Below are 14785 nucleotides of genomic sequence, written 5' to 3'. Positions count from 1 at the left end.
GGCGGACTGCTCCGGGGAGGCGCCCGGCGGTCCGGCCTGGCCGGAACCGCCCGTCCGCGGCCGCTCCGGCGCGGTCGCGGGCGCGTCGGAGCGGGGCGCGCCGCCCTGGTCCGTCGCGGCGGCGCCCGTCTCGCCCGCCGGTTCGCCGGTGCGGGTCTCGGCGGCCGCGTCGCGGGCCCCGGCGTCCCCGACATCGGCGGCACGGGGGGCGGCGCCCTCCGCGGGGCGGCCCGCGGCCGCCTGCTCCACCGCGGTGTCGGTCACCGCGTCGGTCGATACCACCTCACCTGGCACCCAGCCTCCTCGGTCCAGTGGACGCCGTCCCCGTCGGTACCGCCCGCGCGGGCGGCGCCCCGTCCCACCGGATCCTGATTCCCGCCAGTCTATCCGCCCATGTCCGGTACCTGACCAGCTGATCGGGCAGGTCAGACCGTGACCAGTGCGTGCACGTCCACGTCTCCGAGCCGTTCGCGGCCGCGCAGGAAGGACAGTTCCAGCAGCACCGAAACACCCACGACCTGCGCACCGGCCCGGCTCACCAACTCGGCGGCCGCGCGCGCGGTGCCTCCGGTGGCCAGGACGTCGTCGACGATCAGAACCCGTTCTCCGGGACCGAAGGCGTCGGCGTGCACCTCGATGGTCTCGGTCCCGTACTCGAGATCATAGGTCTCCTCGTACGTCCGCGAGGGCAGCTTTCCCTTTTTCCGCACCGGAACGAACCCGGCGCCGAAGTGGTAGGCGACCGGGGCGGCCAGGATGAAGCCGCGCGCCTCGATGCCGACGATCTTGTCGATGGTGCCGCGGCCGTGGTGGTTGACGATCGCGTCGACCACGCCGGCGAACGCCACGTGGTCGGCCAGCAGCGGGGTGATGTCCTTGAACAGCACGCCCGGCTTGGGGTAGTCGGGCACGTCGCGGATCCGTTCGTGGATCAGCTTGTGGAGGTCCACTGGCGGTGCTCCCCTCACGCGTCGGCCGTGCGCGGGCCTCCGGCGAGGTCCGCGCACGGCCGGTCTCGGTTCGGTCCGCGCCCGGCGGCGCCGGGCGCCGTCTCGGATCAGGCGGTCGCTCGGATCGTCACGTCGGTCGGGCGGTCACTTGCCGCCGCGGCGCCGCTGGCGGGTGGTGCGCCTGGGCTGCCGCCGCGGCCCCTGCTGGACGACCTTGCGCACCGTGACGGACGTCGGCGCGTCCCCGGCTGGCTCCGCGTCGTCGTCCGCCGCCTCGTCCGGCGCGGCCTCGCCGGACCCGCCGGACGGTCCGCCGGCCGCCGCCACCGCGGCCCGGGGCCGGACGGACTTGGCCTGCCGCTTGGCGCTGGCCTCGCGCCGGGCGATGTTCTCCCGCAGCTGCCGGTACCGGGGCTCGCGCTCCTTGAGCTGCACCAGCAGCGGCGTGGCGACGCAGATCGACGAGTAGGTCCCGACGATCATGCCGACGAACAGGGCGAGCGACAGGTCCTTGAGCGTTCCGGCGCCGAACAGCGTGGTGCCGATGAACAGGATCGCCGCCACCGGCAGGATCGCCACGAACGAGGTGTTGAGGGAGCGGACCAGCGTGCTGGCGAGCGCGTGGTTCGCCGCCTGGCTGTAGGTGATCTTGGAGGACGGGCCGAGCGGCCGGGTGACCTCCTTGATCATGTCGAAGACCACCACCGCGTCGTACAGCGAGTAGCCCAGGATGGTCAGGAAGCCCAGCAGCGTCGCCGGGGTGACCTCGAACCCGGACCAGGCGTAGACGCCCGCGGTGATCACCAGGTCGTGCAGCAGCGCCACCAGCGCGGCCAGCGCCATCCGCCATTCGAACGCCAGGCTGAGATAGATGATGATCAGCACCATGAAGACGGCGAGGGCCTGCCAGGCCTTCTGCGAGATCTCACCGCCCCAGGACGCTCCGACCACCTGCGTGCTGACCTTGTCGGCGGGCACGCCCAGATCGTCGGCGATGCTCTTCTTGACCTCGTTGACCTCGTGGGAGCTGAGGCTCTCGGTGGTGACCCGCCAGTCGCCGCCCGCCTTCTGCACGATGGCCTGGTGGGCGCCGCCGGCCCGCACCGCCCCGCGCACGTCCTCGATGGAATGCGCGGGGGCGTTGAAGGTGAACACCGACCCGCCGCGGAACTCCACGCCGAAGTTCAGCCCCTGCACCACCAGGCCGGCGATGGACAGCGCCAGCAGCAGGCCGGACAGGGAGTACCACAGCTTGGGGCGGCCGACGATGTCGGCGCTCACCTCGCCGCTGTAGAACCGGGAAACGATCGCGCGCAGCCCCAGCATCACGCCTCCTGACCGGTCGGGCGGGCCGCGGCCGCGGCCTGCGTCCTGCGCAGCCGCTTGGGGTCGAGACCCGACAGCGGATGGCCGCGGTGGAAGAACTTCCGCCGCGCCAGCAGCGTCACCAGCGGCTTGGTGAAGAAGAACACCACCACCACGTCGATCAGCGTGGTCAGGCCCATGGCGAACGCGAAGCCGCGGACCCCGCCGACGGCCAGGAAGTACAGCACCACGGCCGCCAGGAACGTGACCGCGTCGGCCACCAGGATGGTGCGCCGGGCCCGGCGCCAGGCGGGCTCCACCGACGGTCTGAGCGCGCGTCCGGCGCGCAGCTCGTCACGCAGCCGCTCGAAGTAGACGATGAACGAGTCGGCGGTGATGCCGATGGAGACGATCAGACCGATGATGTGCGGCAGCGACAGGCGGAAGCCCATGTTCTCGCCCAGGATCACCACCGACACGTAGGTGATCGCCGAGGCGACCAGCAGGCTGCCGACCGCCACCAGGCCGAGGCCCCGGTAGTACAGCATGCAGTACAGCACCACCAGCGCCAGGCCGATCGCGCCCGCGATCAGTCCGCCGCGCAGCTGGTCGGAGCCGAGGGTGGACGACACCTCGTCGATGGAGCTCTGGGTGAACTCCAGCGGCAGCGCGCCGTACTTGAGCACGTTGGCCAGGTCGGTGGCGTAGCTCTGGGTGAAGCTCTCCGGCGGCCCGTAGATGCTGGCGGTGCCGCCGGTGATGGCGCCGTTGTCGATGCTGGGCGCGGAGATCACCTGGCCGTCCAGCACGATCGCGACCTGCCGCCGCGGGGAGCCCGCCGGGGCCTGGTAGGCCTCGCTGGTCACCTGGCCGAACTGGCGGGCGCCCTGCGACTTGAACTTGAGCGCCACCGTCCAGCTGCTCTGGCCCTGCTGGGGGTCGGGCGGCAGGGCGTTGGCGTCGTCGACCTGGGTGCCCTCCACCCGCACCGGGCCGAGGATGTACTTGGCCTGGCCGTCCTGGTCGCAGGCGGCCACCCATTTGCGGTTGGGGTCGTTGGCGCCGGGGGCGCGCTTGTCGGGGCCCGAGCAGTCCAGCTTCTCGAACTGCTGGATCACCGCCTTGTCGTCGATGCCGCTGTAGTCCTGCCCGAGGGGCAGGTCGGCGGGCGGCGCCGACGGCGAGGCGGACGGCGAGGAGCCGCCGCTCGCCGAGGCGGACGGCGACGGCGACGGCGCCGCCAGCGCCTGCGACACCGCCTTGCCGCGCGGCGAGGGGGTGCCGGAGGACGAGGCCTTGCCCGACGGGCTCGCCGACGGGCTGCCGGACGGCGCGGCGCCGCCGCTCGCGCCGGGCGAGGGGCTCGGCGAGGCCGACCCGCGCGACGGCCTGCCGTCGGCGATGGCGAACACCTTCCGGAACTGCAGCTTGGCCGTGGTCCCGATGAGCTGGACGACGCGGTCCTGGCCCTCACCGGGGACGTTGACGACGATGTTGCGGTTGCCCTGCTTGGCGACTTCGGCGTCGGACACGCCCAGCCCGTTGACCCGCTGCGTCATGATCTTGACGGCCTGGTTCATCTGGACGGCGGGCGGTGTCTCGCCGCTTTCGGTCCTGGCGGTGAGCGTGACGGTGGTCCCGCCGGCGAGGTCCAGCCCCAGCTTGGGGGTGGGCCTGCCCTGGAGGAACATCACGCCGGTCAGGGCCGCCATGACCGCGAACAGCCCGAGGAGTGTGCGCCCCGGTCGGGAGGCGCTGCTACGAGGCGGAGCCAATGATCGTGTTCTTCCCGTTTCGGTGGTACGCCGCACGGCGTCGGACGGCAGCGTCGCATCCCCCCGGCCGCCCGAACGACCGCGCGACGGACGGGCGGCCGGACCGGGGGGGACGGAGGACGCGTCAGGACGACGGCTTGCCGGCGGCCTTGGCCTTGGGCGCCTCGTCGGCCTCGCCCTCGGCCTTCGCGCCGTCGCCGGCCTCGGCGTCCTGAGCGCCCGCGTCGCCGTCCTTGGACAGGTCGATGCGCTCGTCGGCGTCGTCCCCGCCCTCGGGGTCGTCGCCGAGCTCCTCGTCGTCCTCGGCCTCGGCCTCGGAGACGATCTGCATCACGGCCTGCTTGACGAACCGGGCCTCGACGCCGGGGGCGATCTCCAGGACCACGCCGTCGTCGTCCACCGCGGTCACGGTGGCGAACATGCCGCTGGTCGTCATCACCCGCACGCCGGGCTTCAAGGAGCTCTGCATCTGCAGCTGCTCCTTGCGCCGCTTGCTCTGCGGCCGGATCAGGAGGAAATAGAAGACCAGGGGGATGGCGAGCAGCAGCAGCAGGTTGACGACACCGCTGCTGCTCTGCTCTGCTGCAAAGTTCATGTCGCTGCCCTTCGCTCGGGCATCCTTCCGATGTGCTGTGCCAGCCGGTCGCCGGAATTCGGCCTCGCCGCAGGATCGTCGGCTGGAGCGGTGACCAAGTCCCGGAGTCTAGAGAGTACGTCACACCCCGGCAACGACGTGACGAGCGCCGCAGCCGGGAAGTTCCCAACCCGTTATCACTTGATCATCGTTCCCTGGTCGCCGCCGTCGTCCAGGTCGAACAGCGTGCCCGCCAACGGCGCGTTGGGCGGGGGCGTCAGGCCCAGGTGGGCCCAGGCGGCGGGGGTGGCGATGCGGCCGCGGGGGGTGCGCGCCAGCAGCCCCTGCCTCACCAGGAACGGTTCGGCCACCACCTCGACCGTCTCCGGCTCCTCCCCCACCGACACCGCCAGCGTCGACAGGCCCACGGGCCCCCCGCCGAACTTGCGCAGCAGCGATTCGAGCACGGCCCGGTCGAGGCGGTCCAGGCCGCGCTCGTCCACCTCGTACAGGGCCAGCGCGTCCCGCGCCAGCTCCCGCGTGATCACGCCGTCGGCGCGCACCTCGGCGTAGTCGCGGACGCGGCGCAGCAGCCGGTTGGCGATGCGCGGGGTGCCGCGGGACCGCCCGGCCACCTCGGCGGCCCCCTCCTCGGTGATCTTCACGCCGAGCAGCCGCGCCGACCGCTTGACGATCACCTCCAGCTCGGCGGGCTCGTAGAAGTCCATGTGCGCGACGAACCCGAACCGGTCGCGCAGCGGACCGGGCAGCATGCCCGCCCGGGTGGTGGCGCCCACGAGCGTGAAGGGGGCGATGTCCAGGGGGATCGCGGTGGCGCCGGGGCCCTTGCCGACGACCACGTCCACCCGGAAGTCCTCCATCGCCATGTAGAGCATCTCTTCGGCGGGACGCGCCAGCCGGTGGATCTCGTCGAGGAACAGCACCTCCCCCTCGGAGAGGGTGGACAGCACGGCGGCCAGGTCGCCGGCGCGTTCGATGGCCGGGCCGGAGGAGATGCGCAGCGGCTTGCCGAGCTCGGCCGCGATGATCATGGCGAGGGTGGTCTTGCCGAGGCCGGGGCCGCCCGACAGCAGCACGTGGTCGGGCGTGCGGCCCCGCTTGAGCGCGCTGCGCAGCACGAGCGACAGCTGCTCGCGGACCCGGTTCTGCCCGACGAAGTCGTCCAGCCGCTTGGGCCGCAGGGCCGCCTCGATGGCCTGCTCGTCGGGCCCCTCGGCGTCGGCCGAGACGATCCGCTCCTCCGCGCTCATCGGCCGCTCCTTTCCGCCGCGCCGCCGGCCGCGGCGTCGGCGCGGGAGGGGCGCGCGGCCGGGCGGAGGGCTCCGCGGGCGCCGGGCCGCGGCGGGGCGGGGCTGGTACGGGGCATGGGGACGGTCACTTGCTCAGCTTCTTCAGGGCGGCCTTCAGGAGGGCGGAGACGGGCGGCGGGTCGCCGCCGTCGAGGTCGGCGGCGACGGCGGCCACCGCGGCCTCGGCCTCCTTGGCGGACCAGCCCAGGTTGACCAGCCCGGTCCGGACCTGCTCGCGCCACGGCTCGGCGCCGGCCGGGGCGGGCGCGTCGGCGGCGCCGCCGGCGGGGGCGCCGAGGCGGTCGCGCAGTTCCAGCACGATGCGCTGGGCGCCCTTCTTGCCGATGCCGGGGACCTTGGTCAGCGCGCCGACGTCCTCGGCGGCGACGGCGCGGCGCAGGGCGTCCGGAGAGTGCACGGCCAGCATCGCCAGCGCCAGCCGGGGCCCGACGCCGCTGGCGGTCTGCAGCAGCTCGAACACGGCGCGCTCGTCCTCGTCGGCGAACCCGAACAGCGTCAGGGAGTCCTCGCGGACGACCAGCGAGGTCGGCAGCCGCACCTGCTCGCCGACCCGCAGCCCGGCCAGGGTGGCGGGCGTGCACTGCACCGTCAGGCCCACGCCGTGCACGTCGATCACGGCCGCGTCCGGCCCGGCGGCCGCCACCGTGCCGCTGACGAACGCGATCACTGCGCGAATCCTCCTCTGCTCCTGCCGGGGACGGCGCCGCCGGGACGGGCGGCCAGGCGGGCGGCGGCGAGCCGGGCCTGGGCGCCGCCGCGCCACACATGGCAGATCGCCAGGGCCAGCGCGTCGGCCGCGTCGGCGGGCCTGGGCGCGGCGTCCAGCCGCAGCAGCCGCGTCACCATCTTGGTCACCTGGGCCTTGTCGGCCCGTCCGCTGCCGGTGACGGCCGCCTTGGCCTCGCTCGGGGTGTGCAGGGCGACCGGCAGGCCGCGCCGGGCCGCGGCGAGCATCGCCACGCCCGCCGCCTGCGCGGTGCCCATGACGGTGCGCACGTTGTGCTGGGAGAACACGCGCTCGACGGCGACGACGTCGGGCCGCACCTCGTCCAGCAGCGCCTCGATGCCGGCCTCGATGCCGAGCAGCCGGGTCGGCACGTCGTCGTCGGCGCTGGTGCGGATCACGTCCACCGTCACCAGCGTCAGCGGGGCGCCCGGCGCGCCGTCCACCGCGCCGACCCCGCATCTGGTGAGCCCGGGGTCGACTCCCAGCACCCGCACGGCCGCTCCTTCGATCGTCTGTTCGGCGTCGGACACCGTACCGAACGCCCCCGACATCCTCGCGCACCCGCGGCGCCGTGTCGCTCGCGCGCGGCCGCCGGGCGGCCGGACGCGAGCGGGATCAAGGGGCGGCGGGACGGCCGGCGGTCGCCGGTGCCTTCTGCGGCCGGGCGCGGCCGCCCGGGCCGAGGAGCGGCCGGGAGCGGCGCCCGCCCTCGGCCGCGGCCGAGGGCGGAGGTCAGGCGCCGACCTTGGCCATGACCTCGTCGGAGACGTCGAAGTTGGCGAAGACCTCCTGGACGTCGTCGGAGTCCTCGAGGGCCTCCAGCAGGCGGAACACCTTCTTGGCGGTCTCCTCGTCCAGCGGGACGGTGACGCTGGGCAGCCAGTTGGTGTCGGCGGACTCGTAGTCGATGCCCGCCTCCTGCAGGGCGGTGCGCACCGCGATCAGGTCGCCGGCCTCGCAGACCACCTCGAAGTTCTCGCCGAGGTCGTTGACCTCCTCGGCGCCGGCGTCCAGCACCGCCAGCATCAGGTCGTCCTCGGTGGCGGCCGCCTTGGGGACGATGATGACGCCCTTGCGGTTGAACAGGTACGACACCGAGCCCGGGTCGGCCATCGAGCCGCCGTTGCGGGTGACCGCGGTGCGCACCTCGGCGGCGGCGCGGTTGCGGTTGTCGGTCAGGCACTCGATGAGCAGGGCGACGCCGCCGGGCGCGTACCCCTCGTACATGATCGTCTGCCAGTCGGCGCCGCCGGCCTCCTCGCCGGCGCCGCGGCGCCGGGCGCGCTCGATGTTGTCGTTGGGGACGGAGTTCTTCTTCGCCTTGTAGATGGCGTCGTACAGCGTCGGGTTGGCGTCGGGGTCGCCGCCGCCGGTGCGCGCCGCCACCTCGATGTTCTTGATCAGCTTGGCGAAGAGCTTGCCCCGCTTGGCATCCAGGACGGCCTTCTTGTGCTTGGTCGTCGCCCACTTGGAATGGCCGGACATCCGTCGATCCTCCTGCTCACAGTGCTCGTTCCGACCCCCGCATGGGGGACCCGCCCCCGGCCGCCGCCCGGCGCACCAGGTCGGCGAAGTAGCGATGCACGCGAAAGTCGCCAGTCAGCTCAGGGTGAAAGGCGGTCGCCATCAGGCGGCCCTGACGGACGGCGACGATCCTACCGGCGTTCGGACCGCTCTCGGCGCGGCCGAGCACCTCCACGCCGTCGCCGACCGACTCCACCCAGGGCGCCCGGATGAACACCGCGTGGTAGGGCGCGTCGCCCATGCCCGCCAGCCGCACGGGGGCCTCGAACGAGTCGACCTGGCGGCCGAAGGCGTTGCGCCGCACGGTCATGTCGATGCCGCCGATCGTCTCCTGCCCTTCGACGCCGTCGCAGATGCGGTCCGCGAGCATGATCATCCCGGCGCAGGACCCGTAGGCGGGCATGCCCGCCTCGATCCGCTTGCGCAGCGGCTCCAGCAGCTCGAAGGCGCGGGCCAGGCGCCACATGGCGGTGGACTCCCCGCCGGGGATCACCAGGCCGTCGCAGCGCTCCAGCTCCTCGGGGCGGCGGACGGAGAGCGTCCGCGCCCCGGCGGCCTCCAGGGCGCGCGCGTGCTCGCGCACGTCGCCCTGCAGGGCGAGCACGCCGATCGTCGGCTCAGACGGCACGGTGGGCACAGCAGTCACCGATGAACCTTCCGGGAGTTGCGCGTGGACACACGGGGCGTCACAGCCAACCCTAGCCGTTTCCGGCGACGGCCCCGGACGTCGCCGATCTTCCGGGGCCGGGTCAGCAGAGTTTGAAGCGCCGCAGGGGCAGCTCCAGGGGCAGGAAGCCGTCGGCGCCGCGGTCGGCGATGCCGCGGCCGAACATGTGGCTGCTGGCCAGCGCCAGGCCGAACTCCTCGGGATCGAACGGCAGCGGGACGTCCGGGGCGCCCTGGTCGATGGCCGCCCAGAAGGGGCGTTCGACGGGGAGCCGGTCGCCCTGGTCGACCACCACGCCGTCCTCCCTGGTGACGAAGACGTCGCGGCGCAGCGCGCCCGCCTCGTACCAGCGGAACCAGCAGCCGGAGATGACGCTGTGCAGGACCAGCACGCCGCAGCTCGCCCCCGGCAGGGCCGCGGCGACCGAGTCGGCGATGCGGCGGGCGTCGTCGTCCAGGCCGAACAGGCGCCGGTCGCACAGCAGCAGCGCCCGGTCGTAGGCGCCCACGAACAGCTCGTCCTCGTAGGGCCACAGGGCGAAGTCGAGCACCGTGTCGCCGGTCTCCACCAGCCGCGCCGCCGGATACAGCCCGTGCGCCAGCCGAGCCGCCGCGACCGGATCGGGCCGCAGGCCAGGTCCGAACACCTCGGCGGGCTGCCCCGCGCTCGCGCAGGCGAGCGCGACCGACCAAGCCATCGTCGTCCCCTCCCACGGCCGGAGCCGCCCCGGGGTCGCAGCGCCCCAACCGGCCGCGCGGCCAGCGTAAACCTTCCCTAGGCGCGGTGTGGAGGGGGGACGGGGAACATTCCCGGGCCCCTCCGCCGGGCGTCGCGCGGGCCGCGCTCACGCCCCCGCGGCGGCCGTCACCAGCCGCGGCCGGCGTACTTCTGGTCCTCGCCGAGCGAGGCGACGTTGATGCCGACCATGGGCTCGCCGAGGCCCCGCGAGACCTTGGCGATCACGTCGGGGTCGTCGTAGAAGGTGGTGGCCTTGACGATCGCCTCGGCCCGCTTGGCCGGGTCGCCGGACTTGAAGATGCCCGAGCCGACGAACACGCCCTCCGCGCCCAGCTGCATCATCATGGCGGCGTCGGCGGGGGTGGCGATGCCGCCGGCGGTGAACAGCACGACCGGCAGCTTGCCCGCCTCCGCGACCTCCTTGACCAGCTCGTAGGGGGCCTGCAGCTCCTTGGCGGCCAGGTACAGCTCGTCCTCGGGCAGCGACTGCAGCCGCTTGATCTCGGCGCGGATGCGGCGCATGTGGGTGGTGGCGTTGGAGACGTCCCCGGTGCCGGCCTCGCCCTTGGAGCGGATCATCGCGGCGCCCTCGGTGATGCGGCGCAGCGCCTCGCCCAGGTTGGTGGCGCCGCACACGAACGGGACGGTGAACGCCCACTTGTCGATGTGGTGCTCGTAGTCGGCGGGGGTGAGCACCTCGGACTCGTCGATGTAGTCGACGCCGAGGGCCTGCAGCACCTGCGCCTCGACGAAGTGGCCGATGCGCGCCTTGGCCATGACGGGGATGGACACCGCGTCGATGATGGCCTCGATCAGGTCGGGGTCGCTCATCCGGGCGACGCCGCCCTGGGCGCGGATGTCGGCGGGCACCCGCTCCAAGGCCATGACCGCCACCGCGCCCGCATCCTCGGCGATCTTCGCCTGCTCGGGCGTGACGACGTCCATGATCACGCCGCCCTTGAGCATCTCCGCCATGCCGCGCTTGACACGGGCGGTCCCGGTCTGGGGGACGGCGTTCTCGGCGGCGACGTCGGAAGTGGACACGGGCAATCCTCACATTAAGGGACGACAAGTCCTTTCCATGATATTGCGTGCGCGAGCAGGTCGACGACCTGCCAGACCGTCAATCTCCGGGCCCCCGGCCTTACGCGTTGCCGATTGCCGGGTCCGCCGCGCGGGGGCTAGGGGATGACGGGCTTGCCGTCGTTGACCAGCACCACCCACACCTGGCCCGGGGCGAACGTCATCGGCCGGCCGTCCGCGGTGGTGAACGTGGTGCCCTGCGTCTCGGAAGGCCGCGACCAGCGCGCGTCGTAGGCCATGCCGTCGCGCAGCACCGTCGCGCGTCCCGTCCCGACGGTCTGGATCAGCGGGGTGTAGCTGCCGAGGAAGTCGTGGAACTTCGACCGGGTCGTCTTGGCGTACTGGACGACGATGGTGCTGCCGCCCAGGACGCCGCCCTCGGCGCCCACGTTGAGGCGCCCGTCGAAGGACGACAGCCAGCGCTTCCTTTTGGCCGACCAGGTGAACGACATGGTCGCCGACGGCCACCTCGCGGTGAAGGTCTTGGTCGGCCGGCCGCCGGGGGGAGGCGGGCCGAAGCGGAACCCGATGTCGCGCGGCGGCTCGGCGCCGGGGGCCAGTTTGAGCAGGGCTCTCGGGTCGGCGTACAGGTTGTAGGGGATCGGCTTGGGCCCGGCCCGGTAGTAGGCGGACGCGCCGTTCTCCTGCGAGACGTCGTACACCGGCGCCCGCTTGATGTAGGGCTTCATCTTGCTCTGCACGCCCGAGAACGCGAACGCGGGCCTGCCGAACTGCGGGAGGATGTGCAGGTCCGAGATGCGGGCGCTGCGCACCGGGCCGACGCGGCGCGGCAGCCGGGAGGAGTACACCGCCATCAGCCGGGTCTCGCCGCCCTCCACCTGCTCGACGTAGACGATGTCGGCCGCGGCCACGCCGCTCTGCGGCATCGCCGGGCGGGTGTTCTCGATCTTGACGGCCAGCACGGGGTTGCGCAGCCCGCGCGTGCCGCCGGTGAAGGGGTGGGTCGCCGGGGCGGGCGAGCCGCTCCCGGCGCCCGGGCCGCCGGACGCGGCGGGCGGCGCGGCCTTCTCGGGCCCTCCGGATCCGGAGCAGCCCGCCGCGAGGCCGCCGAGGACGGCGGCGCAGGCCAGCCCCGCGACCGCCCGGACGCCTGCCGAACGCACGTTGTCACCCTCCTCCTGCGACCCGCCCGAGGGTAGCGAACCCGCGCGGATGCGAGTCGCGGTCGGACGGCGCGTCGCACAGGGAGATGTCCACAGGGAGATGTCGCACAGGGAGATGTCGCACAGGGAGATACGGACGGCGCGGGCGCCCGGCTCGCCCCGCGCGCCGCCGGACCGCGTCACAGCCGGGGCGGGTCGTCGTCGATCTCGAAGAAGTCCGGCAGCGGCGCCTTCCCCGCCAGCGGCAGCACGCGGATGAGCAGCTTGCCGCGGGCGACGCGCGCGGCGGCGACGGCGTCGTTGTAGAAGCGGCGCGCGTAGACGACCTTGGCGGCGGCGCCGGCCAGCTCCTCCAGCACGGCCTTGCCCTCGTCGCCGGCCGCGACGGTCGCGGCGAACTCCGGCTGGTCGGCCACGGCGCGCAGCGCCCGCGACAGGTCGCTCTCGGCGAACTCGCGGGACTCGGCGTCGGCGGTGCGGGCCTGGTGCGCGGCCGTCGCCAGCAGCAGGCTCGTCGCCGGGTCCAGCAGCCGCGAGGCCGCCAGCTCCAGGGCGACCGCCGCGCGGCGCACCAGCGCGGCGTCCAGCGCCGCCCGGGCGGTCTCCACGCGCACGTGCAGGCGGTCCAGGCGGGTGGCCCGCCACGACACGTACACGCCGACCAGGAAGACGACGGCGATCCAGAACAGGACGTCGATGATCCAGTCGTAGCTCACGGCCGCGCCTTACGTCCCCACCCGTCGGCCGCCGGACGACTCGACGACCCCCGCGCCGTCCAGGGCGACGGTCTCGTACACCCGCAGCACGTCGCGCGCCACCGCCGACCAGTCGTACCGCCGCACCGCCGCGCGCGCCTCGGCCGACAGCTGCTTGCGCCGCGGCGCGTCGTCCAGCAGCTCCCCGGCGACCTTGGCCAGGGCCTCGTGGTCGCCGACGGGGAACAGCGCCCCGGCGCGCCCGCCCAGCAGCACCCGGTCGAACGCCTCGATGTCGCTGGCCACGATCGGCGCGCCCGCCGACATCGCCTCGGCCAGCACGATGCCGAAGCTCTCGCCGCCGGTGTTGGGCGCCACGAAAACGTCCACCGAGTGATAGGCGCGGATCTTGTCCTCTTCGCTGACCATGCCCAGCGTCACCACCCGGTCGCGCAGGTCGCGCGGCACCTTGGCCAGGGCCTCGGCGGCGTCGCCGGGGCCGGCCAGCAGCAGCCGCAGGCCGGGCCGCTGCCGGCCGAGGATCTCGAATGCGCGCAGCAGGACGGGCAGGCCCTTGCGCGGCTCGTCCATGCGGCCCAGAAAGCCCAGGGTCTGGACGCCGTCGGAGCGGCCCGGCCGCCAGCCCGGCAGCGGCTCGGCCATCGCGTACCGCTCGGTGGCGACCCCGTTGGGGATCAGCACCGCGTCGCCGCCCAGATGCTCCACGAGGGTCTTGCGGGCCGCCTCCGACACCGCGATCCGCCCGGTGATCTTCTCCAGGGCGCTCTGCAGGATCGGCGCGGTCACCGACACCACCCGCGACCGCTCGTAGGAGGCGTGGAAGGTGCCGACGATCGGGCCGTCGGCCGCCCAGCACGCCAGGATGCTCAGCGACGGCGCGGCGGGCTCGTGCACGTGCAGCACGTCGAAGGCGCCCTCGTTGATCCACCGCCGCACCCGGCCCGCCGACCGGAACCCGAACGCCAGCCGCGCGACCGAACCGTTGTAGGGCACGGGCACGGCGCGTCCGGCCGACACCGCGTACGGCGGCAGGGCCGCGTCGTCGTCGGCGGGCGTGATGACCGACACGTGGTGGCCGAAGCCGATGAGCGCCTCGGCCAGGTCGCGGATGTGCTGCTGCACGCCGCCCGGGACGTTCCAGGTGTACGGGCAGACGATGCCGATCCTCACCGGGCGCCCTCCCCGGCGGAGCGGCCTGCCGCGTCGGCGAAATCCTCGACCCACACCTTCTGCAGCATGTGCCAGTCCTCGGGGTGGGCGGCGATGCCCGCCTCGAACACCCGCGCCAGCCGCTGCGTCATGGTCTGGATCTTGCTGCGCCTGTCCCCTTCCTCGGGCACCGGGATCTCCTCGTGCACACGGGCCGCCCAGTACTCGCCTTCGTACCACAGGGTCACCGGGAACAGCGCGGCGCCCGTCTGCAGGGCCAGCGCGGCGGTCACCGCGGGCATCCGCGCGGCGGCGCCGAAGAACTCCACCTCGACCCCCGTGTTGGTGAGGTCGCGGTCGACGACCAGGCAGACCAGCCCGCCCGCGCGCAGCCGCTGCGCCAGCCGGCCGAACGCCGACGCGCCCCGGTGGGCCAGCACCTCCATGCCCAGGCTCTCGCGGAAGGCGACGAAGCGGTCGAAGAGCGACTCGGGCTTGAGGCGTTCGGCGACGGTGGTGAACCGGTGGCCGTGGTGCGCCAGCCACGCCCCCGCCGCTTCGTAGTTGCCCATGTGCGGCAGGGCGAGGATCACGCCGCGGCCCGACTCCAGCACGGCGAGCATCTGCTCCTCGCCCTCGACCCGGGTGCGGCCGACGACGCGGTCGCGGTCGTACTCGGGCAGCCGGAAGACCTCCAGCCAGTACCGGAAGTACGAGCGCATCACCTTCCTGCTGAGCGCCCGCACCTCCGGGTCCACGGCCCGCTTGCCGAGGACGCGGCACAGGTTCTTCTCCAGCTGCCGCACGCCCTCGCCGCGCTGCCGCCAGGCGCGGTCCGCGATGGCCGTGAACATGGCGCGCGCCGCGCGTTCGGGCATCTTGCGGACGACCGTCCACCCCAGGGCGTACGCGACGTCCACGGCCTCGTCGCGCAGCCCCGCCGTCACGACTGCGGCTCCGACGCCGAGTCCAGCTTGCGCACGTGCCACTTGCGCCGCGCGCCGCCGCGGGCGCGCCCGGCGCCGTTCCGGGAGGCGTCGCGGGACGGCTCCTCGGGCGCCGCGTCCGACCGGCGGCCCTTCCGGCGCGCCGCCGCCTCGGCCGGCGGCTCCGGCTCGGCCC

Annotated in this window: 15 protein-coding genes and 1 pseudogene; all 16 read right to left on the bottom strand. The window is 73.7% G+C overall.

The annotated features are described in order from the left end of the window. Positions 1-294, bottom strand: a pseudogene (locus tag AR3_RS26985) (hypothetical protein); the annotation flags it as partial. Between the two features lie 131 nt (positions 295-425). Continuing rightward, positions 426-950 carry an adenine phosphoribosyltransferase gene (locus AR3_RS26980; RefSeq protein WP_067918153.1) on the bottom strand — a complete coding sequence of 175 codons (525 nt, stop codon included), beginning with the start codon at positions 948-950 and terminating at the stop codon, positions 426-428. 144 nt (positions 951-1094) lie between these two features. Next, a complete protein-coding gene (secF, locus tag AR3_RS26975; protein ID WP_067918152.1) occupies positions 1095-2276 on the bottom strand; it encodes a protein translocase subunit SecF in 1182 nt (393 codons plus the stop codon). Then, positions 2276-3967: a protein translocase subunit SecD gene (gene secD, locus AR3_RS26970; RefSeq protein WP_227023335.1), complete on the bottom strand. Its 1692-nt coding sequence runs from the start codon at positions 3965-3967 to the stop codon at positions 2276-2278. The genes secF and secD overlap by 1 nt, the downstream gene beginning before the upstream one ends. Before the next feature lie 187 nt (positions 3968-4154). Next, positions 4155-4625, bottom strand: coding sequence for a preprotein translocase subunit YajC (yajC, locus tag AR3_RS26965; protein WP_067918150.1), 471 nt, complete (start codon positions 4623-4625; stop codon positions 4155-4157). A gap of 176 nt (positions 4626-4801) precedes the next feature. Then, a complete protein-coding gene (gene ruvB, locus AR3_RS26960) occupies positions 4802-5875 on the bottom strand; it encodes a Holliday junction branch migration DNA helicase RuvB (protein ID WP_067918148.1) in 1074 nt (357 codons plus the stop codon). 124 nt (positions 5876-5999) lie between these two features. Continuing rightward, complete coding sequence (ruvA, locus tag AR3_RS26955; protein WP_067918141.1) at positions 6000-6602, bottom strand: Holliday junction branch migration protein RuvA; 603 nt, start codon at positions 6600-6602, stop codon at positions 6000-6002. Continuing rightward, positions 6599-7156: a crossover junction endodeoxyribonuclease RuvC gene (gene ruvC / locus AR3_RS26950; protein ID WP_067918159.1), complete on the bottom strand. Its 558-nt coding sequence runs from the start codon at positions 7154-7156 to the stop codon at positions 6599-6601. The genes ruvA and ruvC overlap by 4 nt, the downstream gene beginning before the upstream one ends. A 238-nt stretch (positions 7157-7394) precedes the next feature. Continuing rightward, a complete protein-coding gene (locus AR3_RS26945) occupies positions 7395-8147 on the bottom strand; it encodes a YebC/PmpR family DNA-binding transcriptional regulator (RefSeq protein ID WP_067918137.1) in 753 nt (250 codons plus the stop codon). 16 nt (positions 8148-8163) lie between these two features. After that, positions 8164-8814, bottom strand: coding sequence for a pyridoxal 5'-phosphate synthase glutaminase subunit PdxT (gene pdxT, locus AR3_RS26940; RefSeq protein ID WP_067918157.1), 651 nt, complete (start codon positions 8812-8814; stop codon positions 8164-8166). A 121-nt stretch (positions 8815-8935) separates the two neighbouring features. Then, entirely contained in the window at positions 8936-9550 is a 615-nt protein-coding gene (locus AR3_RS26935; RefSeq protein ID WP_067918135.1) for a DUF6928 family protein, read from the bottom strand. A 167-nt stretch (positions 9551-9717) separates the two neighbouring features. Further along, the gene (gene pdxS, locus AR3_RS26930) at positions 9718-10635 is read right to left on the bottom strand and encodes a pyridoxal 5'-phosphate synthase lyase subunit PdxS (RefSeq protein WP_067918133.1); all 918 of its coding nucleotides are present in this window, start codon (positions 10633-10635) and stop codon (positions 9718-9720) included. Positions 10636-10772: 137 nt separating this feature from the next. After that, positions 10773-11798 (bottom strand): DUF3048 domain-containing protein, encoded by a 1026-nt coding sequence (locus AR3_RS26925; protein WP_067918130.1) that lies wholly within the window; start codon positions 11796-11798, stop codon positions 10773-10775. 179 nt (positions 11799-11977) lie between these two features. After that, a complete protein-coding gene (locus AR3_RS26920; protein ID WP_067918128.1) occupies positions 11978-12514 on the bottom strand; it encodes a LemA family protein in 537 nt (178 codons plus the stop codon). A 9-nt stretch (positions 12515-12523) separates the two neighbouring features. Further along, positions 12524-13684: a glycosyltransferase family 4 protein gene (locus AR3_RS26915; RefSeq protein WP_067918125.1), complete on the bottom strand. Its 1161-nt coding sequence runs from the start codon at positions 13682-13684 to the stop codon at positions 12524-12526. After that, positions 13681-14610, bottom strand: a complete 930-nt coding sequence (locus tag AR3_RS26910) for a phosphatidylinositol mannoside acyltransferase (protein ID WP_083952099.1) — start codon at positions 14608-14610, stop codon at positions 13681-13683. The genes AR3_RS26915 and AR3_RS26910 overlap by 4 nt, the downstream gene beginning before the upstream one ends. Between the last annotated feature and the right edge of the window lie 175 nt (positions 14611-14785).

Source organism: Actinomadura rubrobrunea NBRC 15275 (assembly GCF_001552235.1).
GTDB classification, from domain to species: domain Bacteria; phylum Actinomycetota; class Actinomycetes; order Streptosporangiales; family Streptosporangiaceae; genus Spirillospora; species Spirillospora viridilutea.
This window is presented reverse-complemented; position numbering and strand designations above follow the sequence as displayed.

Bases quoted from the DNA above. Each gene is read 5' to 3' on its own strand.
- yajC (WP_067918150.1), bottom strand. From the start codon at position 4,625: ATGAACTTTGCAGCAGAGCAGAGCAGCAGCGGTGTCGTCAACCTGCTG.
- AR3_RS26945 (WP_067918137.1), bottom strand. From the start codon at position 8,147: ATGTCCGGCCATTCCAAGTGGGCGACGACCAAGCACAAGAAGGCCGTC.
- secD (WP_227023335.1), bottom strand. From the start codon at position 3,967: ATGGCGGCCCTGACCGGCGTGATGTTCCTCCAGGGCAGGCCCACCCCC.
- ruvB (WP_067918148.1), bottom strand. From the start codon at position 5,875: ATGAGCGCGGAGGAGCGGATCGTCTCGGCCGACGCCGAGGGGCCCGAC.
- AR3_RS26935 (WP_067918135.1), bottom strand. From the start codon at position 9,550: ATGGCTTGGTCGGTCGCGCTCGCCTGCGCGAGCGCGGGGCAGCCCGCC.
- secF (WP_067918152.1), bottom strand. From the start codon at position 2,276: ATGCTGGGGCTGCGCGCGATCGTTTCCCGGTTCTACAGCGGCGAGGTG.